This is a genomic window from Streptomyces nojiriensis, assembly GCF_017639205.1.
GTDB classification, from domain to species: Bacteria; Actinomycetota; Actinomycetes; order Streptomycetales; family Streptomycetaceae; genus Streptomyces; species Streptomyces nojiriensis.
In genome coordinates this window covers 2,832,009-2,850,367 of sequence record NZ_CP071139.1, presented here as the reverse complement: position 1 = coordinate 2,850,367, position 18,359 = coordinate 2,832,009, and the positions used below count along the sequence as shown (strand labels likewise).

Annotated in this window: 18 protein-coding genes and 1 pseudogene; 9 read left to right on the top strand and 10 right to left on the bottom strand. The window is 73.4% G+C overall.

What is annotated here, in order from left to right; all coding sequences use genetic code 11:
* Positions 1 to 12: 12 nt before the first annotated feature.
* Positions 13 to 1,170, top strand: coding sequence for an acetyl-CoA C-acetyltransferase (locus JYK04_RS13270; RefSeq protein WP_189736071.1), 1,158 nt, complete (start codon positions 13 to 15; stop codon positions 1,168 to 1,170).
* Between the two features lie 189 nt (positions 1,171 to 1,359).
* On the opposite strand, the gene JYK04_RS13265 is transcribed toward JYK04_RS13270, so the two are convergent.
* Positions 1,360 to 2,001 (bottom strand): SIMPL domain-containing protein, encoded by a 642-nt coding sequence (locus tag JYK04_RS13265; RefSeq protein WP_189736069.1) that lies wholly within the window; start codon positions 1,999 to 2,001, stop codon positions 1,360 to 1,362.
* 442 nt (positions 2,002 to 2,443) lie between these two features.
* Between JYK04_RS13265 and JYK04_RS13260 the strand changes: the two genes are divergently transcribed.
* A complete protein-coding gene (locus JYK04_RS13260) occupies positions 2,444 to 2,647 on the top strand; it encodes a cold-shock protein (RefSeq protein WP_030010141.1) in 204 nt (67 codons plus the stop codon).
* A gap of 101 nt (positions 2,648 to 2,748) precedes the next feature.
* Positions 2,749 to 4,437 carry a DEAD/DEAH box helicase gene (locus JYK04_RS13255; protein WP_189736067.1) on the top strand — a complete coding sequence of 563 codons (1,689 nt, stop codon included), beginning with the start codon at positions 2,749 to 2,751 and terminating at the stop codon, positions 4,435 to 4,437.
* A 74-nt stretch (positions 4,438 to 4,511) separates the two neighbouring features.
* Here the strand turns inward: JYK04_RS13255 and JYK04_RS13250 are convergent, their stop codons facing one another.
* Genes JYK04_RS13250 through JYK04_RS13230 form a run of 5 tightly spaced genes read right to left on the bottom strand, consistent with a single transcriptional unit; the run spans position 4,512 to position 8,935 of the window.
* On the bottom strand, positions 4,512 to 5,447 hold the full coding sequence (locus tag JYK04_RS13250) for a tyrosine-protein phosphatase (protein ID WP_189736065.1): 936 nt from the start codon (positions 5,445 to 5,447) through the stop codon (positions 4,512 to 4,514).
* Between the two features lie 30 nt (positions 5,448 to 5,477).
* Positions 5,478 to 6,560, bottom strand: coding sequence for an NAD(P)H-dependent flavin oxidoreductase (locus tag JYK04_RS13245; RefSeq protein WP_229875146.1), 1,083 nt, complete (start codon positions 6,558 to 6,560; stop codon positions 5,478 to 5,480).
* Between the two features lie 10 nt (positions 6,561 to 6,570).
* Positions 6,571 to 7,332 (bottom strand): CoA-transferase subunit beta, encoded by a 762-nt coding sequence (locus JYK04_RS13240; protein WP_189736061.1) that lies wholly within the window; start codon positions 7,330 to 7,332, stop codon positions 6,571 to 6,573.
* A complete protein-coding gene (locus JYK04_RS13235) occupies positions 7,329 to 8,189 on the bottom strand; it encodes a CoA transferase subunit A (protein WP_189736059.1) in 861 nt (286 codons plus the stop codon). The genes JYK04_RS13240 and JYK04_RS13235 overlap by 4 nt, the downstream gene beginning before the upstream one ends.
* Positions 8,186 to 8,935, bottom strand: a complete 750-nt coding sequence (locus tag JYK04_RS13230; RefSeq protein WP_189736057.1) for an enoyl-CoA hydratase family protein — start codon at positions 8,933 to 8,935, stop codon at positions 8,186 to 8,188. Before JYK04_RS13230 ends, JYK04_RS13235 begins: the two co-directional genes overlap by 4 nt.
* Before the next feature lie 56 nt (positions 8,936 to 8,991).
* On the opposite strand from JYK04_RS13230, the gene JYK04_RS13225 reads away from it, so the two are divergent.
* The 5 genes and pseudogenes from JYK04_RS13225 (at position 8,992) to hsaD (ending at position 14,041) form a co-directional block, all read left to right on the top strand.
* Positions 8,992 to 9,756 carry an SDR family oxidoreductase gene (locus JYK04_RS13225; RefSeq protein WP_189736055.1) on the top strand — a complete coding sequence of 255 codons (765 nt, stop codon included), beginning with the start codon at positions 8,992 to 8,994 and terminating at the stop codon, positions 9,754 to 9,756.
* A 1-nt stretch (position 9,757) separates the two neighbouring features.
* Positions 9,758 to 10,668, top strand: a pseudogene (locus JYK04_RS13220) (SDR family oxidoreductase).
* Between the two features lie 82 nt (positions 10,669 to 10,750).
* Positions 10,751 to 11,194, top strand: coding sequence for a VOC family protein (locus JYK04_RS13215; RefSeq protein ID WP_189736052.1), 444 nt, complete (start codon positions 10,751 to 10,753; stop codon positions 11,192 to 11,194).
* A 338-nt stretch (positions 11,195 to 11,532) separates the two neighbouring features.
* Complete coding sequence (locus JYK04_RS13210; RefSeq protein ID WP_189736050.1) at positions 11,533 to 12,804, top strand: Gfo/Idh/MocA family protein; 1,272 nt, start codon at positions 11,533 to 11,535, stop codon at positions 12,802 to 12,804.
* Positions 12,805 to 13,180: 376 nt separating this feature from the next.
* Positions 13,181 to 14,041 carry a 4,5:9,10-diseco-3-hydroxy-5,9,17-trioxoandrosta-1(10),2-diene-4-oate hydrolase gene (hsaD, locus tag JYK04_RS13205; protein WP_189736048.1) on the top strand — a complete coding sequence of 287 codons (861 nt, stop codon included), beginning with the start codon at positions 13,181 to 13,183 and terminating at the stop codon, positions 14,039 to 14,041.
* A gap of 215 nt (positions 14,042 to 14,256) precedes the next feature.
* Here the strand turns inward: hsaD and JYK04_RS13200 are convergent, their stop codons facing one another.
* Entirely contained in the window at positions 14,257 to 14,946 is a 690-nt protein-coding gene (locus JYK04_RS13200; RefSeq protein WP_189736046.1) for an HAD family acid phosphatase, read from the bottom strand.
* A gap of 110 nt (positions 14,947 to 15,056) precedes the next feature.
* On the bottom strand, positions 15,057 to 15,965 hold the full coding sequence (locus JYK04_RS13195; RefSeq protein WP_189736044.1) for a hypothetical protein: 909 nt from the start codon (positions 15,963 to 15,965) through the stop codon (positions 15,057 to 15,059).
* Positions 15,966 to 16,141: 176 nt separating this feature from the next.
* Between JYK04_RS13195 and JYK04_RS13190 the strand changes: the two genes are divergently transcribed.
* The gene (locus tag JYK04_RS13190) at positions 16,142 to 16,894 is read left to right on the top strand and encodes a S1 family peptidase (RefSeq protein ID WP_373297413.1); all 753 of its coding nucleotides are present in this window, start codon (positions 16,142 to 16,144) and stop codon (positions 16,892 to 16,894) included.
* Positions 16,895 to 17,563: 669 nt separating this feature from the next.
* Here the strand turns inward: JYK04_RS13190 and JYK04_RS13185 are convergent.
* Together JYK04_RS13185 and JYK04_RS13180 are read right to left on the bottom strand one after the other, a co-directional pair.
* Positions 17,564 to 17,902: a winged helix-turn-helix domain-containing protein gene (locus JYK04_RS13185; protein WP_189736040.1), complete on the bottom strand. Its 339-nt coding sequence runs from the start codon at positions 17,900 to 17,902 to the stop codon at positions 17,564 to 17,566.
* Positions 17,899 to 18,318 (bottom strand): hypothetical protein, encoded by a 420-nt coding sequence (locus JYK04_RS13180; RefSeq protein ID WP_189736038.1) that lies wholly within the window; start codon positions 18,316 to 18,318, stop codon positions 17,899 to 17,901. Before JYK04_RS13180 ends, JYK04_RS13185 begins: the two co-directional genes overlap by 4 nt.
* Positions 18,319 to 18,359 lie beyond the last annotated feature (41 nt).

Sequence of the window (18,359 nt, the reverse complement as noted above, 5' to 3'; positions counted from 1 at the left end):
CGAGGAGACCCGATGCCCGAGGCCTACATAGTCGATGCGGTACGCACCCCCGTGGGGCGGCGGAACGGCGGCCTGTCCGCCGTCCACCCGGCCGACCTGGGCGCACACGTCCTGAAGGCACTGATCGAGCGGTCCGGGGTGGACCCGGCCGCCGTGGAGGACGTGGTGTTCGGCTGCCTCGACACGGTGGGGCCGCAGGCCGGGGACATCGCCCGGACGGCCTGGCTGGCGGCCGGCCTGCCCGAGGAGGTCCCCGGGGTCACCGTCGACCGCCAGTGCGGGTCCTCGCAGCAGGCCGTGCACTTCGCGGCGCAGGGCGTCCTGTCCGGCACCCAGGACCTGGTGGTCGCGGGCGGCACCCAGAACATGTCGATGATCCCGATCGCCTTCGCCTCGCGGCAGGCGGCGGAGCCGCTGGGCTTCACGGAGGGGCCGTACGCGGGCTCGGCGGGCTGGCGGGCCCGGTACGGAGACGCCCCGGTGAACCAGTTCCACGGCGCCCAGCTGATCGCGCGGAAGTGGGGGATCACCCGGCAGGACATGGAGGAGTTCGCCCTGCGTTCCCACCGGCGGGCGATCCGGGCCATCGACGAGGGCCGCTTCGCGCGCGAGACGGTGGCGTACGGGGACGTGAGCGTGGACGAGGGCCCGCGCCGGGACACGACCCTGGAGAAGATGGCCACCCTGAAGCCGGTGGTCGAGGGCGGCACCATCACGGCGGCCGTCTCCTCCCAGGTCTCGGACGGGGCGGCGGCCATGCTGATCGCCTCCGAGCGGGCGGTACGGGAACACGGACTGCGGCCGCGGGCCCGCATCCACCACCTCTCGGTACGGGGCGAGGACCCCATCCGCATGCTGTCCGCGCCGATCCCCGCCACGGCGTACGCACTGAAGAAGACCGGCATGTCACTGGCCGACATCGACCTGGTGGAGATCAACGAGGCGTTCGCCCCGGTGGTGCTGGCCTGGCTGAAGGAGACCGGCGCCGACCCGGAGCGGGTCAACGTCAACGGCGGGGCGATCGCGCTCGGCCACCCCCTGGGGGCGACCGGGGTGAAGCTGATGACCACCCTCCTGCACGAACTGGAACGCACCGGCGGCCGCTTCGGCCTCCAGACCATGTGCGAGGGCGGCGGCCAGGCCAACGTGACGATCATCGAGCGGCTGTAGGCCCCGGCTCGGAGCGGCACCCGTCGGCCGGAGGCCGGCGCAGGCCGCCGAAGCCTGCGAGGCCCCCCGGGCCGAGCGGTGCGAGGGGGCCGTGAGGGGAGGGGTCATGTGCGAGGGCGGCGGCCGGGCCAACGTGACGATCATCGAGCGGCTGTCGGCGCCCGGCTCGGGGCGGCGGCGGCCCGGCGGTCACTCCGGGAGCAGGGCGAAGCCGAGGAGGACGGCCGCCTCGACGCGTACCGAGCCCGGGGTCAGGGCGCCGTCGTCCTCGGGGTCCCCGCCCGTGCGGCGGCCGTGGCTGTGGCCCCCCATCGACTCCGGGTCCACGTCCTCGATGTGGATGACCGGCCCCAGCCGGACCCCGCACGCCTGCGCGTACACCTCGGCCTTGCGCCGGGCGGCCGCCACCGCCCGGCGCCGGGCCTCGTCCCGCATCGCGGGCTTGTCCTCCACCTCGAACCGCACGGCGTCGACGCGGTTCGCGCCGGCCGTGACCGCGTCCTCGATCAGCAGCTCCAGCCCGGCCAGGGCCTCCGTCCGCACGGTGTACGTGGCCACGCAGCCGTAGCCGTGGAAGGTCCGGTCCGCGCCGTATCCCTTGTACTGCGAGGTGAGCTGCAGGCGTGAGCCGGACACGTCGGAGTCCGGTATGCCGTGCTCGCGCAGCACGTCCCGCAGCCGGGTCACCGCCGCGCCCGCCTCGGCGAAGGCCGCCTTCGGTGTCGGGGCGAGGAGGTCCACCGCCAGGTCCACGTGGGCGAGCCGGGGTTCGGCGGACACGCTGCCCGCGCCGAGCACACTGAGCCCCCAGGGCTCCTTGATCGCTGCCATTCCGTGATCAAACCAGCTGGGGTCGGCGGCCGCCAGGGACTTCCGCGGCCCGTAACCGCCCGTACCGCCCGTACCGCCCCGCACCGGTCGGCCCGGGCGGACACGTAGGGGTGAACTTTTCGCCGAGGGCGGAGCCGGGCCGCAGGGCCGGGGCGGGTGTCCGGAAGGGGCCGGGCCGCCCACGACCCAAGGGGGACGGGGGCTCCGGCCCGCCGACCGCCCCCCGGGCCGGCCGCTGCACCGCAGGCCGACGGGACGGAGGGCGCAGGTCACACCCCTCGCCCCGGGACTCCCCGCAGCGAGGTGTGCTAGCTTAGATCTCGTTGCAGTTGTGGTACCCATGAACTTTATGTGCGCCTGACGGGAATGATCCTCAGGCGCTTTTATTGTTTTGCCGGAATCTCCGGATGGGGCCCTTTGCCGCCTATTCAGGAGATTTAAAATGGCACTTGGCACCGTGAAGTGGTTCAACTCGGAAAAGGGCTTCGGCTTCATCGAGCAGGACGGTGGCGGCCCGGACGTCTTCGCCCACTACTCGAACATCGCCACCCAGGGCTTCCGTGAGCTCCAGGAGGGCCAGCGCGTGTCCTTCGACGTCACCCAGGGCCAGAAGGGCCCCCAGGCGGAGAACATCATCCCCGCCTAAGTTCTTCAGCATGCCGGGGTCCGCACCGCGAGGTGCGGGCCCCGGCTTGTCTGCTGTCTCGACCTTTGTTTTACCTGCCGGTTTCAGGAGGGCTTTCTCGCATGACCAGCTCCAGCTCCGCACGACCCAGCCGCCGCCCCACCCGGGGTCGAGGTGCGGCCCAGGGGCGTCCGAAGTCTGGCGCGGGACGGCAGAAGTCCGCGCCCGTCGCCCGGCCTCAGGAATTCACCATGCCCGAGCCGATCGCCCCGGCGCTGCCGCCTGTCGAGTCGTTCGGGGACATGGACATGCCCGAGGCGCTGCTGAAGACCCTCGCCGCCCAGGGCGTCACCGAGCCGTTCCCGATCCAGGCCGCGACGCTGCCGAACTCCCTCGCCGGCCGTGACCTGCTCGGCCGCGGACGTACCGGCTCCGGCAAGACGCTGGCCTTCGGCCTGGCGCTGCTCGCCCGTACCGCCGGCCGCCGCGCGCAGCCGAAGGCGCCGCTCGCCCTGGTCCTCGTACCGACCCGTGAGCTCGCGCAGCAGGTCACCGACGCCCTGGCCCCGTACGCCACGGCCGTCAACCTGCGCATCGCGACCGTCGTCGGCGGCATGTCGATCAACCGGCAGTCGGGCGCCCTGCGCCGCGGCGCCGAGGTGCTCGTCGCCACTCCCGGCCGCCTGAAGGACCTCATCGACCGCGGTGACGCCGACCTCTCGCAGGTCTCCATCACCGTCCTCGACGAGGCCGACCAGATGACCGACATGGGCTTCATGCCGCAGGTCACGGCGCTGCTCAAGCAGGTCGAGGCCGGAGGCCAGCGGATGCTGTTCTCGGCAACGCTGGACAAGAACATCGACAAGCTCGTCAAGATGTTCCTGACCGACCCGGTCGGCCACTCCGTCGACCCGTCGGCCGGTGCGGTCACCACCATGGAGCACCACGTCCTGTACGTCATGGACGAGACCGACAAGAAGGCCGTGGCGACGCGTATAGCCGCTCGCGACGGCCGGGTGATCATGTTCGTCGACACCAAGCGCGGGGTCGACCGCATGGTCAAGAAGCTCCTCGCCGACGGCGTGCGCGCCTCCGGCCTGCACGGCGGCCGCTCCCAGCCGCAGCGCAACCGCACCCTCGACTGGTTCAAGACGGGCGAGGTCACCGCGCTGGTCGCCACCAACGTCGCGGCGCGCGGCATCCACATCGACGACCTGGACCTCGTCGTCAACGTGGACCCGCCCACCGACCACAAGGACTACCTGCACCGCGGCGGCCGTACCGCCCGTGCCGGCGAGTCCGGCAGCGTGGTCACCCTGGTCCTCCCCGACCAGAAGCGGGACATGACCCGTCTGATGTCGGACGCCGGGATCTCCCCGCGCACCGCGCAGATCAAGTCCTCCGACGAGGAGCTGGCCCGGCTGACCGGCGCCAAGGAGCCCTCGGGCATCCCGGTCGTGCTGGAGGTTCCGCAGCCGACCGCGCCCAAGCCGCGCTCCGGCTCCGGTGCGGGATCCGGCTCGCGCCGCCGCTCGGGCGGCGGGCCGCGCACCGGTGCCGCCACGGGCGGCGCTCCGGCGGCCGGCGGTCGTAGCCGGCGTTCCGGCGGGGGCGCCTCCGGGCAGGCCCCGTCGGCCTCCGGTTCGGGCCAGGCCCGGCGCGGCGGCCAGGGCGGCGGCGCGGCGGCCGGTGGCTCCGGCGAGCGCGGCCGGCGCGGCACGGGCGGCGGTGGCGCCGGTGGTGGCGCGGCCGCGGCTTCCGCGCGCAGCCGGGTCGGCTCCGGGGGCCAGGGCCGCCGCCGGGCGGTCTGACCCCTAACGGGCACACACGTACGCACGCCTACGCCGGGCAGCGCATCGCGCGCTGCCCGGCGCAGCCGTATCCGCTACCGGACCATCCTGTCCTGCAGCTTCGCCAGCGTCCGCAGATCCAGGCCGAGGCCCTGCGTCAGGTAGCCGTAGAAGCTCCCGTAGTCGGCCTCCAGTTGCGCTGTCGCCGAGTCCAGGTAGTCCTGGCGGACCTCCTGCAGCGGGATCAGCAGGTCCGGGTTCTGCATCCGGCCGGACTGCTTGAGGCCCGCCCGCACCCGGGCGTCGTAGGCGGCGCGGAAGGTGTTCGACGCCAGGTAGTCGCGCTCCGCGGTGTCCTCGGGGACGGCGAGGGCGCGCAGCAGGACGTAACTCATCCAGCCGGTCCGGTCCTTGCCGGACGTGCAGTGGTACAGGACCGGGCCCTGCCGGCCGTCGGCGATCTCCCGCAGGGTCGCCGCGAACTGCGCCCGGTTCTCGGGGCTGCTCACGAAGGTGCGGTAGATGTCGCGCATGTAGGCCTCGGCGCGGCCGCCGCCGAGCATCTGCTCCTGGACGGCTGGATCGCCGCTGCCGATCGCGCCGATGAGGGTTCCGTAGAGGCCGAGGTCACTGACGGGGCGCGAGGTGGGGGAGAGCCCGGTGGGCAGCCGGTCGGCGCCGTCGTACTGGAGCTCCATCGGAATGCGGAAATCGACGACCTTCGTGAGGCCGAGACCGGAGACGGTGGTGACGTCGGCGTCGGTCAGCTTGCTCAGTGCGTCGGAGCGGTAGACCAGCCCCTGGCGGACCTGGCCGCCGGTCCAGGTGCGGTAGCCGCCGATGTCCCGGAGGTTGACGGCGCTCTGGAGGGGGATCTGGCGAATGGTTTCGGCCTGCTGTTGGTGCTGGTGGTGCCGGGCGCTGACCCCGGCTCCGGTGCCCGCCGCCGCGTATGCGGAGGCGGGCAGGGTCCCGACGGCGAGAGCGGCGGCGGCCGCCGCGGTCGCCAGGCGGATGCGGGCACGGCTCATGGGGGCGACTCCTGTGACGGAGAAGGGGGATCACCCTGGTGGTGGCAGGGTGCGGAGCGAGTGCAGTGCTTCGAGTGATTCCAGTGCCTGTCGTGCTTCGGCCATGACGCGGGAGACGAGCTCCGCACAGGACGGCAGATCGTCGATCACCCCCGCGACCTGGCCCGATGCCATGACGCCGAGGTCCGTACGGCCCTCGACCATGGACGCCTTGAGGAGCATCGGGGTGTTCGCGGCGAGCAGGACCTGGCTCCAGGACAGGTCCTTGCCGTGTTTCATCGCGAGGCCGTCGCGGACCATCTGCGGCCAGCTCAGCCCGGACAGCTTCCGGAAGCCGGCCGCGTGCCGGACCGCCCGGACCAGCGCCCGGGCGCGGCCCGCCCGCTCCAGGGACTCGACCAGCTCCGTACGGAGCATGCGGTGCGGCAGCCCGTCGACGGCCGTGGTGACGGTGACGTCCTTGACCGTGGCCTTCAGGTACTCGGCCTTCACGGCGTCCGGGACGGTCGAGTCCGAGGTCAGCAGGAACCGGGTGCCCATGGCGATGCCCGCGGCCCCGTACGACAGGGCCGCCACCAGGCCGCGCCCGTCGCTGAAGCCGCCCGCCGCGATCACCGGGATGTCCACGGCGTCCACGACCTGCGGCAAGAGCACCGTCGTGGCCACGTCCCCGGTGTGGCCGCCGCCCTCGCCGCCCTGCACGATCACGGCGTCGGCGCCCCACGCGGCCACCTTCTCGGCGTGCCGGCGGGCCCCGATCGACGGGATCACGACCACGCCCGCGTCCTTGAGCCGCCCGATCAGCTCCTCGGAGGGCGCCAGCGCGAACGAGGCGACCCGCACCCCCTCGTCGATGATCAGCTGGGCACGCTCGGCCGCGTCCCCGGCGTCCGCCCGCAGATTGACCCCGAAGGGGGTCCCGTCCGGCGTGCGGGACTTGACCTCGCGGACCGCCGAACGCAGCTGGTCCAGCGTCATCGTGGCCGAGGCCAGGATGCCCAGCGCGCCCGCGTTCGCCGCGCCCGACACCAGGCGGGGGCCGGCGACCCAGCCCATGCCCGTCTGTACGAGGGGGTGCTCGACCCCGACCAGCTTCGTGAACGCCGTCGCCATCGCCATCGCGTCAGACCCGCACTTCCCGGTCGCGGAGCCCCTTGGGGTCGATCACCTCGCGGATCAGCCGCAGTTCCTCGGCGGTCGGCTCGCGGGTGTACGGGACCTCCTCGGCGGCGGTCAGCTCGAACCCGGTGGCCGCCCGGACCTCCGCGACGGTGACCCCGGGGTGCACGGAGACCAGCCGCATCGCGTGGCCGGGGCCGCCGAAGTCGAGGACGCCGAGATCGCTGACCACCCGGGGGAGGCGGTGGAAGCGGGTCACCCCGGCCGCCTCCGCGCGGTCGTAGCCGACGCCGCTGACCATGTCGACGCGCGCGACGAAGACCCGGGTGGAGTGCTTGGGCACCCAGTAGCTCACCGGGTTGTTCAGGGTGTTCACCGGGGCGCCGCGCACCCCCAGGAGCTGGCGGGCCGGCCGCTCCCAGTCGCCGATGCACGAGATGTTCTGGTTGCCGAACCGGTCGATCTGGCTGGCGCCCATCATCACGTGCCGCCGGCCGCCGGTGACCATCGTCAGGTGGCGCCGGTACGGGAGCCAGCCCTCGGCCGTGCCGTCGAGCCCGACGAGCATCGCCTCGCCGTCGGTCAGCAGCAGGTCGGGGGCGAAGGTCCGCTTCGCGAGCCGGGCCCCGAAGGCGGGGATCAGGCCCATCGGGCTGGCGAGCACCTCGCCGTTGCCGCGCCAGGCCTCGGCGCAGGCGATCACGCAGTACTCGGCGCGGGAGACGGTGCGCGGGGCGGTGGTGGCTTCGGTGCCGGTGGTCGTCACTGCTGCTCCTCGTGCCAGGTCCGGACGGCCAGCTGGTAGTCGTGCTCGCCGCCCCCGGACAGGAAGCGGTCGGCGAACTCGTTCCAGGGGGTGGCCGCGTACAGCTTCTGGAAGGCCTCGTCACGGTCGTAGTCGGGGACGCAGGAGGTGAAGTGCGCGCCGTTCGGGGTCTCCACGACCCCGGTCACGGAGTGCCGGCTGACCAGGAGGGACTGCGGGGGGCCGGCCTTGGTGAGCTCGGCGGTCTCGACGAGCTGCTCGCAGGAGACGTAGGCGGTGTCGGCGGCCTCGCAGAAGAGGTCGTCGAAGTAGGGGTCCGGGCCCAGGTACTGGGCGTTGCCGAGGCGGTCGGCGCGGTTGAGGTGGACCAGGGCGGCGTCCATGCGCAGGGCGGGGACGGCGACGAGCTCCTCGCCGTCGTCGTAGGGGGAGGCGACCGTACGCAGCTCCGGGTTGACCCGCATCACGTCGGAGCCGAGGCCGGCGCGGACGGGGAGGAAGGGGAGCCGGTTGGCCGCGGCGTGCAGGCCCCACATGAACATGGCCTCGTCGTACTCGGTGAGGGTGAAGGCGGCGCGCTCGCGGGCGGCCCGGAAGTGCGGCTCCAGCGGGATGGAGTCGAGGGTGGCGAAGGGGGCGACCAGTCTGCGGATCCGGCCGGCGGCGGCCAGCAGGCCGACGTCGGGGCCGCCGTAGGAGATCACCGTGAGATCGGTGATCTCGGAGCGGAGCAGCGCTCGCACCAGGGCCATGGGCTTGCGCCGGGATCCCCAGCCGCCGATGCCGATGGTCATGCCGCTGCGCAACTGCCCGACCACCTCTTCGGGGGTCAGTACCTTGTCCGTCCTGCCGCTCATGCGCGTTCTCCCTTCCCGAAGGTGTGGCGGACCCGGTCGGCCACCCCGCTGAGGTTGGCCTCGAAGGTGAAGCCCTGCTCGAAGCGGTAGCTGCGGCGCACGTCCACGGGGTCGATCCCGTTGATGGCCGCCTTGGCGAGCCGGATCAGGTAGCCGTCCTTCTTCGCGATCTCGGCGGCCAGCTCCAGGGCGGCGGCGCGCAGCTCCGTGCGCGGGACCACCCTCCAGACCGAGCCGTGGGCGTGCAGCTCGGCGGCGGTCGCGGTGCGCGAGGTGTAGTACAGCGCGCGCATCAGGTGCTGCGGGACCAGCCGCGCCAGGTGGGTGGCGGCGCCGAGCGCGCCCCGGTCCAGCTCGGGCAGCCCGAAGGTGGCGTCCTCGGAGGCGACGATCGCGTCGGCGTTGCCGACGAGCCCGATGCCGCCGCCCAGACAGAACCCGTTCACGGCCGCGACGACCGGCACCTCGCACTCGTACACGGCGGCGAAGGCCTCGTAGCAGCCCCGGTTGGCGCCGACGAGGGCGGCGTGTCCGGTGTCGCGCTGCATCTCCTTGATGTCGACGCCGGCGTTGAAGCCGCGGCCCTCGGCGGCGAGGACGACGCACCGGATCCCGGGGTCGCGGCCGGCCGCCCGCAGGGCGTCGGCGAGGTCGTACCAGCCCTGCACCGGGAGCGCGTTGACGGGCGGGAAGTCGACTGTGACGAGTGCGATGCCCTTGTCGGGGCTGGAGGTGGAGACACCCATGAGCGGATCAGCTACCTTTCCACCAAACATTTGTTAGGTGAGGAAGGTAGCAGCCTATGGAGCTCGACGGGAGGGTCGTCGTCGTCACCGGAGGGACCCGGGGCGTCGGCGCCGGGATCGCCCGGTCGTTCCTCGCGGCCGGCGCGGACGTGGTCGTCTGCGCCCGGCAGCCTCCGCCGGAGGCGGTGGCGGCGGACGGCCGGACGGCCGCCTTCACCCCGGTCGACCTGCGTGATCCCGCCGCCGTGCACGAGTTCTTCGGTGCGGTCGCGGGCCGGTACGGGCGGCTCGACTGCCTGGTCAACAACGCGGGCGGCACCCCGTACCGGCTGCTGGGCGAGGGAGAGGCGCAGCGCCACGCGCGCGTCGTCGAGCTCAACCTGCTCGCGCCGATGACCGCCTCGCTCGCGGCGTACCCCTGGCTGCGGGAGGCGCGGGGCTCGGTCGTCATGATCGGCAGCGTCAGCGGGACCCGCCCCTCGCCCGGGACGGCCGCGTACGGCGCAGCCAAGGCGGGGCTGGAGAACCTGGCCCGGACCATGGCCGTCGAATGGGCCCCCGAAATACGGGTCAACTCACTGGTCCTCGGCATGGTGCGGACCGAACTGGCCCACCTGCACTACGGCGACGAGGCCGGCATCGCCTCGGTCGGCGCCACCGTCCCGCTGGGGCGGCTGGCGGAACCCTCGGACGTGGGCGCGGCGGCGGTGTTCCTGGCCTCGGACCGGGCGGCGTACGTGAGCGGGGCGAGCCTGTTGGTGCACGGGGGCGGCGAGCGCCCGGCGTTCCTGGACGCGGCAACTGTCAACAAGGAGAACTGAGATGGCGGGACTGTGTGAAGGCCGGGTCGTGATCGTGACGGGCGCGGGGCGGGGGCTGGGCCGCGCCCATGCGCTGGCCTTCGCGGCGGAGGGGGCGAAGGTCGTCGTCAACGACCTCGGGGTCGGGCTCGACGGGCTGCCGGGGCCCGACGGCCCGGCGGCCCGGGTGGCCGCCGAGATCGAGGCGCTGGGCGGTGCGGCGGTCGCGCACGGCGGGGACATCGCCACGTCGAAGGGGGCGGCCTCGCTGGTGGCGACGGCCGTGGACACCTTCGGGCGCCTGGACACCCTCGTCAACAACGCGGGCTTCCTGCGGGACCGGATGCTGGTCAACCTCGACGAGGACGACTGGGACGCGGTCATGCGGGTCCACCTGAAGGGCCACTTCCTGCCGCTGCGGTCGGCGGCCGCGTGGTGGCGGGCGGAGGCGAAGGCGGGCAGGCCCGTCGCCGCCCGGGTGGTCAACACCTCCTCCGGGGCCGGACTGCTGGGCTCGGTCGGCCAGGGCAACTACAGCGCGGCCAAGGCGGGGATCCTCGCCCTCACGGCGGTCGCGGCGCAGGAGATGGGCCCCTACGGGGTCCAGGTCAACGCGATCGCCCCGGCGGCACGGACCCGGATGACGGAACGGACCTTCGCCGAGACCATGGCCGCCCCGAGGCGGGCGGCTTCGACGCCATGGCCCCGGAGAACGTCTCCCCGCTGGTGGTGTGGCTGGGGGCGGACGCCTCGGCGGGGGTCACGGGCCGGGTCTTCGAGACCGAGGGCGGCCGGATCACGGTGATGGAGGGCTGGCGGCCCGGCCCCACGGCGGACCGGGGCGCGCGCCGGACCCCGGCGGAGGCGGGGAAGGCCGCCTTGGAACTCCTCGCGGCGGCGCAGGCCCCGCTGCCCGTGTACGGCGCGCGGTAGCGGCCCCGGTCCGGTCCCGGCGGCGGGGCCGGACGCTAAGGTTCCTGGTCCGGGACAAGAGCCGAAGGGACACGAACCGACGATGGCCGTCACGCCGACCCCGCAGAAGATCACCACGTTCCTGATGTTCGAGGGGCGGGCGGAGGAGGCGATGACCTTCTACCTCTCGCTGTTCGACGACGCCGAGGTGATCGCCATCAGCCGCTACGGCCCCGACGAGACCGGACCCGGAGCCGGACCCGAGGGGACCGTGCGCCACGCGACGTTCTCCCTGGCCGGACAGCAGTTCATGTGCATCGACAGCCCGGCTCGGCACGAGTTCGGCTTCACGCCCGCGGTGTCGCTGTACGTCCAGTGCGAGGACGAGGCCGAGATCGACCGCCTCTACGGAGCCCTCGCCGAGCAGGGCACCGAGCTGATGCCCCTGGGCTCGTACGGATTCAGCCACCGGTTCGGCTGGGTGAACGACCGCTTCGGCGTCTCCTGGCAGCTGAACGTCGCGGCCCCGCCCAGCGCGGGCGCGTGACGTACCCGGCCGGGCCGGGCCGGGCTAAGGAGCCGGCGAGGCCCGGCCGGGGCTGGTCCGGGCCGCCAAGTCGGCGCCGGCCGCGGGCCGGGGCCGGGTCGCCCCGCTGTACGCCGACCGGGACGGCGAGTCGGTGATCTTCCGGGACGAGCTGTGGGGGCCGGCCGAGGCGCATGCCTGCCCCGTACTCCTGCCGGGAGGGCGCCTGCAGCGCCTGCTGCTGCCGGGTCGTCACGTACGGGTGAAGGGGGGTGTCCGGCAGGACGCGCGGCCGCTAGCTTCTCCGGGGGAAGCGCTTGCTGCGCACGGCAATCGGTTCGGGAAGCGGGGCTGGGCCCATGTCCGACACCATCACGCTCGCCGTCGTCGGGGCGGGCGACCGGGGGAGCGGCCACGCCGGATGGGCCCTGGCCCATCCGGACCGGGCCCGGGTGGTCGCGGTCGCCGAACCGCGCGCGCCCCGGCGGGAGCGGCTCGCCGCCGCCCACCGCATCGACCCTTGCCACGTGCTCGGCGACTGGCGGGAGCTGGCCGCCCTCGGCCGGATCGCGGACGCGGTGCTCGTCTGCACCCTGGACCGCGACCACCTGGAGCCGGTCCTCGCGTTCGCCGGGCTCGGCTACCACATCATGCTGGAGAAGCCGATGGCCCTCACGGAGGACGAGTGCCGGCGGATCGTCGACGCCGTCGAGCGGGCCGGCGTCATCCTCTCCGTCGGGCACGTCCTGCGCTACACGCCCTACACGCGGACCCTCAAGGACGTCGTCGACTCCGGCCGCATCGGCGACATCGTGAGCGTCCAGCACCTGGAGCCGGTCGGCTTCTGGCACCAGGCCCACTCGTTCGTACGGGGCAACTGGCGGCGCGCCGACGAGGCGACGACCATGCTGATGGCCAAGTCCTGCCACGACCTGGACTGGCTCCAGTACGTGCTGGGGCACCCTCCCGTACGGGTCTCCAGCTTCGGCCGCCTCTCGCACTTCCGGCCCGAGAACAGGCCGCCGGGTGCGGCGGACCGCTGCCTGGACTGCGCGGTCGAGCCGGACTGCCCGTACTCCGCGGCACGCGAGTACGGCGAGCGGCTGGCCGACGGCCGCCACCGCTGGCCGCTGAGCGTGCTGATCGACGAGTTCACCCCGCGGGCCCTGGAGACCGCGCTGCGGGAGGGGCCCTACGGGCGGTGCGTGTACGCCTGCGACAACGACGTCGTCGACCACCAGGTGGTGGCCATGGAGTTCGACTCGGGGGCGACGGCCACCTTCACCATGACCGCCTTCACCGAGCAGGCGGACCGCCACACCCGGATCTTCGGAACCCGCGGCGAACTGCGGGGCGACGGCAGCACCATCACGGTCTACGATTTCCTGACCCGCACCGAGGAGCAGGTGGCCATCGGCGCGGGCGGGCCGATGGACGCCGCGGGCGGCCACGGCGGCGGCGACGCCGGCCTCATGGACGCCTTCGTCGCCGCCATCGCCACCGGTGACCCCGGCCTGGTCAGGTCCGGCCCGCGGGAGTCGCTCACCAGCCACCTGACGGTCCTGGCCGCCGAACGGGCCCGCTGCTCCGGCACGGTGGAGCCGGTGGGGCCACCCGTCCCGGGCCCGTAAACGAAGCGGGCCCGGCCCCCTGGCGAGGGGTCGGGACCGGGTCTTCGTTTCTTGCGGTGGGATATGACTACCCGCTACATCCACCCGCTGAACCGCAACCAGCCCATCATGTTGTCCATTTCCTGTTCGGAGTCCGCCGGCCGCGGTTCCCGGGGCCGCGCGGCCCACGCCCGGACGGCCCGGCCCGGCCCGGCCCGGCCCGGGCCGGGCCGGCCCGGGCCGGGCCGGGCCGTCCGGGCGTGGGCCGCGCCGCGCAGGGCCGCGCCGCCACGCAGCAGATGCCGCGGAGGCTCTCCTCCCGGTCGTGGCCCCAGCGGGCCCCGGTCCTTTTCGGCCGGGGTGCGCTCGGCCTCGACATCCAGGACACGATGTTGTGATGATCACTTACGAGAGCACCTCGCGCACGGCCAAGGCCGGAAACCTCAACCTCCACTTCCACGAGGCGGGCCCGGACCACCCCGACGCCCCCGTCCTCATCCTGCTCCACGGCGGCGGACCCGGCGCCTCCGCCTGGTCCAACTTCGGCCCCAACCTGCCCTTCTTCGCCGAGCGGTTCCGCACCCTGCTCATCGACCAGCCCTGCTACGGCCGCTCCGACAAGCCCGAACCCGATCGCGACTACTTCAGCTTCAGCGCCGCCGCGACCGCCGCCCTCATGGACGAACTCGGCATCGCGAAAGCCCACTTCATCGGCAACTCCCTCGGCGGAGGCGCCGCCGTCCGGATGTCGCTGGACCACCCGGGCAAGGTGGACAAGCTGCTGCTCATGAGCCCCGGCGGTATTTCGGTCAATCTCTTCTCGGCCGACCCCACCGAAGGCATCCGGCGCCTCATCGCGTTCGCCGCGGCCGCCGAACCCACCCGCGAGCAGATGCGCGCCTTCCTCACCACGCTCGTCCACGACCCCTCGCTCGTCACCGACGCACTCGTCGAGGAGCGCTACACGCAGGCCATGGACCCGGACGCCCGGATCGGAGGCGCCCGCATGGGCGCCTCCTTCGCCAACCCCGCCTGGCAGCAGGACACCCTGCTGTGGCGCGAGGCCCACCGCATCGGCCACCCCACCCTGCTCACCTGGGGCCGCGAGGACCGGGTCAACCCCCTCGACGGCGCGCTGCTCGCCCTCAAGGCCATCCCCGACGCCCGCCTGCACGTCTTCCCGCGCTGCGGCCACTGGGCGCAGACCGAGGCCTTCGACGACTTCAACCGCCTCGCCGCGGACTTCTTCGCACACTGAACCCCGCCTCCGGAGAGCTCTTCCCGGAGCTCTCCGGAGCTCCTCCAGAACTGCGGACACCCATGTCCCGGGGCGCTGCCGCCCGGCATCGTCCCCGGGGGGGGCATCGGCACCAAGGGCGGCCCGGTCACCGGCGGGGACGGCCGGGTGCTCCGTGAGGACGGCGGGCCGATCGGCGGGCTCGCACTGCCCGCCGCCGGGTCGGCTCGGTCAGGTCAGGAGAGCTTGCCGTTGTAGTCCGGCAGCTTGACGGTGCGCTCGGCGTGCCCGCCGACGAGGTCGGTCGGGCTGTTGCCGATGTTGGCGATGATCGTGTAGCCGCGCGCCTCGATCTCCGCCCGCTTGCCCGTCTTGTAGGCGCTGACCTCCTCGAACAGGTCGGGCAGGTCACGGACGTAGAGCCCCGAGACGGGGTAGCCCACGGCCTTGAGGTTGCGCTCGGTGAGGGAGTGGATGATCCCGGGGCGGGCGGTGACGAAGAAGACCGCGACGCCGCGGTCGTGCGCGTACTGGGTCAGCGCGCGGACCTTGGTGATCGCGGGGGTCGGGAAGGTCCAGAACCAGTGGAAGTCCGTCTCCAGCGAGGTGTTGTCGATGTCGAGGACGAGGGCGGGCTTCTCCCCGGCGGGCGAGGCGGCGATGCGCGCCTCGATGGCGGGCCGGGCCGCGTCGATCACGGCGGCGACGTCCCGCTGCCAGGTGGCGTAGTCGATGCCGAGGATCGCGGCGTTGCCGCCGGGCGCGGAGGCGGCAGGAGACGCGGCCGCAGGCGCGGACACGGGGGCCGGCGCCGGGACGGGCGCGGCCTGGGCGGCGGTGGCCGGAACCAGCGTCAGGACGGCGGCGGCCGCGGCCACGCCGACGGCGGCGGAACGGGGCGTACGGGTGCGGCGGGTGCTGCGCATGGGGGGCGCTCCTCGGTCACGAGTTGGCATGTACGTGACCAGAGTTGGCGAGAATCGCACCCATGTCTACTGGCCGGTAGGAAACTTTTCGTGGCCGCGTGATGAATGATCTACGTGATGCAGTCGAGGACGGTGTGGCACAGCCCGCACCGGGCCCGCAGGCGCCCGCGCACCGGCACCCGCAGCCGCTGCGCGCACACCGGACACGGGAAGCTCACCCGCAACCCGGCGCCGGCCGCCTCCGGTTCGAAGCGGTACGCGGAGCCGCCGGCCGGGCCGTCGGCGGGACCGGCCCCGGCGCGGCGCGCCTTCGCGTACCGGCGCCGCGCCAGCGGCCCGGCGGCCGTCAGCGGGGCCCGGCGGTGGTCGCGTTCGGCCAGTGCGCGCCCGCGCACGTAGGCCTCGTACGCCTGGGGGCTGGTGAACCAGGGCGCGGGGTCCTCGCCGAACAGGGCGGCGCGCTTGGCGAGGACGTAGCCGAACTCCTCCGGCGTGAGGTAGCCGAACCTCTGGTGGGTCAGCGCGTCCTCGCGGTAGGCGTCCAGGAGCAGCCAGCCCGCCCCCAGGTACGCGGCGGCGGTGTCGGTGAGGATCTCGTTCTCCGCGGTGCCGGGGAAGCGCAGGTCCAGACGGTGCAGCAGGACATGGGCCACCTCGTGCGCGAGGGCGGCCGCCAGGTCGCGGCGATGGGTGCGGAAGCGGTCGTTGACCTCGACGAAGTACTCCGGCCCCGCGGCCAGTTCCACGGTGGCGGCCTGCTCCATCGCCCGGAAGGAGACCACCATGCGCGCGTCGGGCAGCCGGAGCGCGCGCACCGTCGCGGCGGCCACCCGCTGCGCGCCCAGGTGGAGGTCGTCGGTGGCGCCGAAGGCGGCGTCGGCGGGGGCGAAGCTCGTGTCGTAGGTCCGGATCCCGTCGGCCGACAGCCGGCGGAAGAGCGCGGTGATCGAGGCGCGCACGGTCACCAGATGCGGAAATCCGTGCTCGACGGGGCTGCCCGGCCCCCGGTTCTCCGTCACGGAGCCCTCCTTACAGCAATCCCTGCCGCCATGGCGGGAGTTGGCCGAAATTGCCTTCTTGATGTCCACCACACGCCTGATGTGTCATGGACCCGTCATTCACCCGATGACGCACACGCACAGCCCAACCCCCCACGAAAGGCAGTGTGTTGACTGTGACCACCCTCGTGCAGTTGATGAAGCGCACCCTCGCCGTCGGCGCGGTCGCGCTCGCCGCCGTCAGCCTCCAGCCCGGCACCGCCACCGCCGGCCCGGCACCCGTCGTCGGCGGCACCCGCGCGGCGCAGGGCGAGTTCCCCTTCATGGTGCGCCTCTCCATGGGCTGCGGCGGCGCCCTCTACACCCAGCAGATCGTCCTCACCGCCGCCCACTGTGTGAGCGGCTCCGGCAACAACACCTCCATCACCGCCACCGCCGGAGTCGTCGACCTCAACAGCTCCAGCGCCATCAAGGTCAAGTCCACCAAGGTCCTCCAGGCCCCCGGCTACAACGGCAAGGGCAAGGACTGGGCCCTCATCAAGCTCGCCAAGCCCATCAACCTGCCCACCCTCAAGATCGCGGACACCAAGGCCTACGACAGCGGCACCTTCACCGTCGCCGGCTGGGGAGCCGCCCGCGAAGGCGGCGGCCAGCAGCGCTACCTCCTGAAGGCCGACGTCCCCTTCGTCTCCGACGTCAGCTGCCAGAGCTCGTACGGCAGCGACCTCGTCCCCGGCGAGGAGATCTGCGCCGGCCTGCCCCAGGGCGGCGTCGACACCTGCCAGGGCGACTCCGGCGGCCCCATGTTCCGCCGCGACAACAACAACGCCTGGATCCAGGTCGGCATCGTCAGCTGGGGCGAAGGCTGCGCCCGGCCGAACTACCCCGGCGTCTACACCGAGGTCTCCACCTTCGCCGCCGCGATCAAGAGCGCCGCGGCAGGCATGTAGCTCCTCCCGCTCCACCCGCCCGTCCCGCCCGCCCTTCCGGCCGGTCACGCACCGGCCGGAAGGGCGCGGCACCCCGCCGCGCGACTGCCGGCCGACCCGCACCCGGGTGCCATGGGAGGCGACCGGAGGCGGCAGCGGGCGAGCGGTCCTCGCGGACGACCGGGACAGGGCCGGAACCAGCTCCCGGATGCCGGGGCTCGACGGCCTAGAGGCCACCCGCCGCCCGTCCGGCAGCCCCGGTGCACCGCACATCGCCATCGTCACCACCTTCGGCCCTCGACGGGTACGTCCACGCGGCGCTCCACGGCGGAGCAGCCGGCCCCCTCCTGGAGGACGCAGGCCCGGCCGTGCTGGTTGAAGCGGTCGCGGGCGGCAGCCGTCGACGACTCCCCCGTCCCGCCCGACAGGGCACACGGCCCCCGGCCGTTCCGGCCCCGCCGGCGTCTGAGGCACGGGGTCCGGGGCGGAACCCCGGGAGGCTCGCGCGGGATCCGGAGGAGACGGCCCAGGCCGTCTCTTTCGGATCTTGTCGGCCGAGCCCGCGGCGTCCGGTGCCGTGGATGGCAAGGCGGAGGGGCGCCCGTGTACTGGACGTACTCGGGCGCCCCGACAATGCGGCCAGGTGCGGTGCCGGGCGTCGCGGGCCCGGCAAGATCCGTAAGAGGCGGCCTAGCCCAGCGCGATGGACCGCAGTGCGGCCAGATGCCGCTGGTAGACCGCCCGGCCCTCGGGGGTCAGCGCGACCCACGTGCGCGGACGCCGCCCGACCCGGCCCTTGCGGACCTCCACCCAGCCCGCCTCCTCCAGCGCCGCCACCTGCTTGGACAGCACCGAGTCCGAGACCTCGACCAGGTCCCGTACGAAAGCGAACTCCGCCTTGTCCAGCGGAGCCAGCGCCGCCACCACCGACAGCCGTACGGGCGCGTTCAGCAGCGGCGCGAGGTCGTGCCGCGGATGCCCGCCCCGCTTCGCCTCCGCCCCGGCGCCCCCGGTCGGCTCGTCCGTCATACCGCACCCCGCATCTCGGTCCACGCGCCGACGGCCGGCGGCAGCGCACACGCCAGCGCGCCCACGGCCGCGAACGGCGCGCCGTGGCCGAACACCGCCGTGCCGACCGTGATCGTCAGGGCGAACACCACCGTCCAGGACGCCATCATCATCCCGTGCTTCATGCCGAACCCCCGCCGCATCACGCGCTGCCGCACCGCGTACACGCTCAGCCCGGTCACCAGCAGCGCGTTGGTCACCCCGAACACCACCCCCGAGACCGGCCCGCGCCACAGCACGGCCATCGGTACGAGCACCAGCTGCCCGGCCGCGAACACCCACAGGTAGCGCGCGTACCAGCCACTGCGCCGCCGCGCCGCCCGCTCCAGACCGGCCGCCCGCCCCAACGCCCCGACCGCCTTCGCCGAATCCTGCATGGTTCCCCCTCGCTCGCACACGGACGATCGTCCATTGATTT

Excerpts from the sequence above, each read along its gene's own strand:
- JYK04_RS13270 (WP_189736071.1), top strand. The coding sequence starts at position 13 with ATGCCCGAGGCCTACATAGTCGATGCGGTACGCACCCCCGTGGGGCGG.
- JYK04_RS13265 (WP_189736069.1), bottom strand. The coding sequence starts at position 2,001 with ATGGCAGCGATCAAGGAGCCCTGGGGGCTCAGTGTGCTCGGCGCGGGC.
- JYK04_RS13260 (WP_030010141.1), top strand. The coding sequence starts at position 2,444 with ATGGCACTTGGCACCGTGAAGTGGTTCAACTCGGAAAAGGGCTTCGGC.
- JYK04_RS13255 (WP_189736067.1), top strand. The coding sequence starts at position 2,749 with ATGACCAGCTCCAGCTCCGCACGACCCAGCCGCCGCCCCACCCGGGGT.
- JYK04_RS13250 (WP_189736065.1), bottom strand. The coding sequence starts at position 5,447 with ATGAGCCGTGCCCGCATCCGCCTGGCGACCGCGGCGGCCGCCGCCGCT.
- JYK04_RS13245 (WP_229875146.1), bottom strand. The coding sequence starts at position 6,560 with ATGGCGACGGCGTTCACGAAGCTGGTCGGGGTCGAGCACCCCCTCGTA.
- JYK04_RS13235 (WP_189736059.1), bottom strand. The coding sequence starts at position 8,189 with ATGAGCGGCAGGACGGACAAGGTACTGACCCCCGAAGAGGTGGTCGGG.
- JYK04_RS13230 (WP_189736057.1), bottom strand. The coding sequence starts at position 8,935 with ATGGGTGTCTCCACCTCCAGCCCCGACAAGGGCATCGCACTCGTCACA.
- JYK04_RS13225 (WP_189736055.1), top strand. The coding sequence starts at position 8,992 with ATGGAGCTCGACGGGAGGGTCGTCGTCGTCACCGGAGGGACCCGGGGC.
- JYK04_RS13215 (WP_189736052.1), top strand. The coding sequence starts at position 10,751 with ATGGCCGTCACGCCGACCCCGCAGAAGATCACCACGTTCCTGATGTTC.
- JYK04_RS13210 (WP_189736050.1), top strand. The coding sequence starts at position 11,533 with ATGTCCGACACCATCACGCTCGCCGTCGTCGGGGCGGGCGACCGGGGG.
- hsaD (WP_189736048.1), top strand. The coding sequence starts at position 13,181 with ATGATCACTTACGAGAGCACCTCGCGCACGGCCAAGGCCGGAAACCTC.
- JYK04_RS13200 (WP_189736046.1), bottom strand. The coding sequence starts at position 14,946 with ATGCGCAGCACCCGCCGCACCCGTACGCCCCGTTCCGCCGCCGTCGGC.
- JYK04_RS13190 (WP_373297413.1), top strand. The coding sequence starts at position 16,142 with ATGAAGCGCACCCTCGCCGTCGGCGCGGTCGCGCTCGCCGCCGTCAGC.
- JYK04_RS13185 (WP_189736040.1), bottom strand. The coding sequence starts at position 17,902 with ATGACGGACGAGCCGACCGGGGGCGCCGGGGCGGAGGCGAAGCGGGGC.
- JYK04_RS13180 (WP_189736038.1), bottom strand. The coding sequence starts at position 18,318 with ATGCAGGATTCGGCGAAGGCGGTCGGGGCGTTGGGGCGGGCGGCCGGT.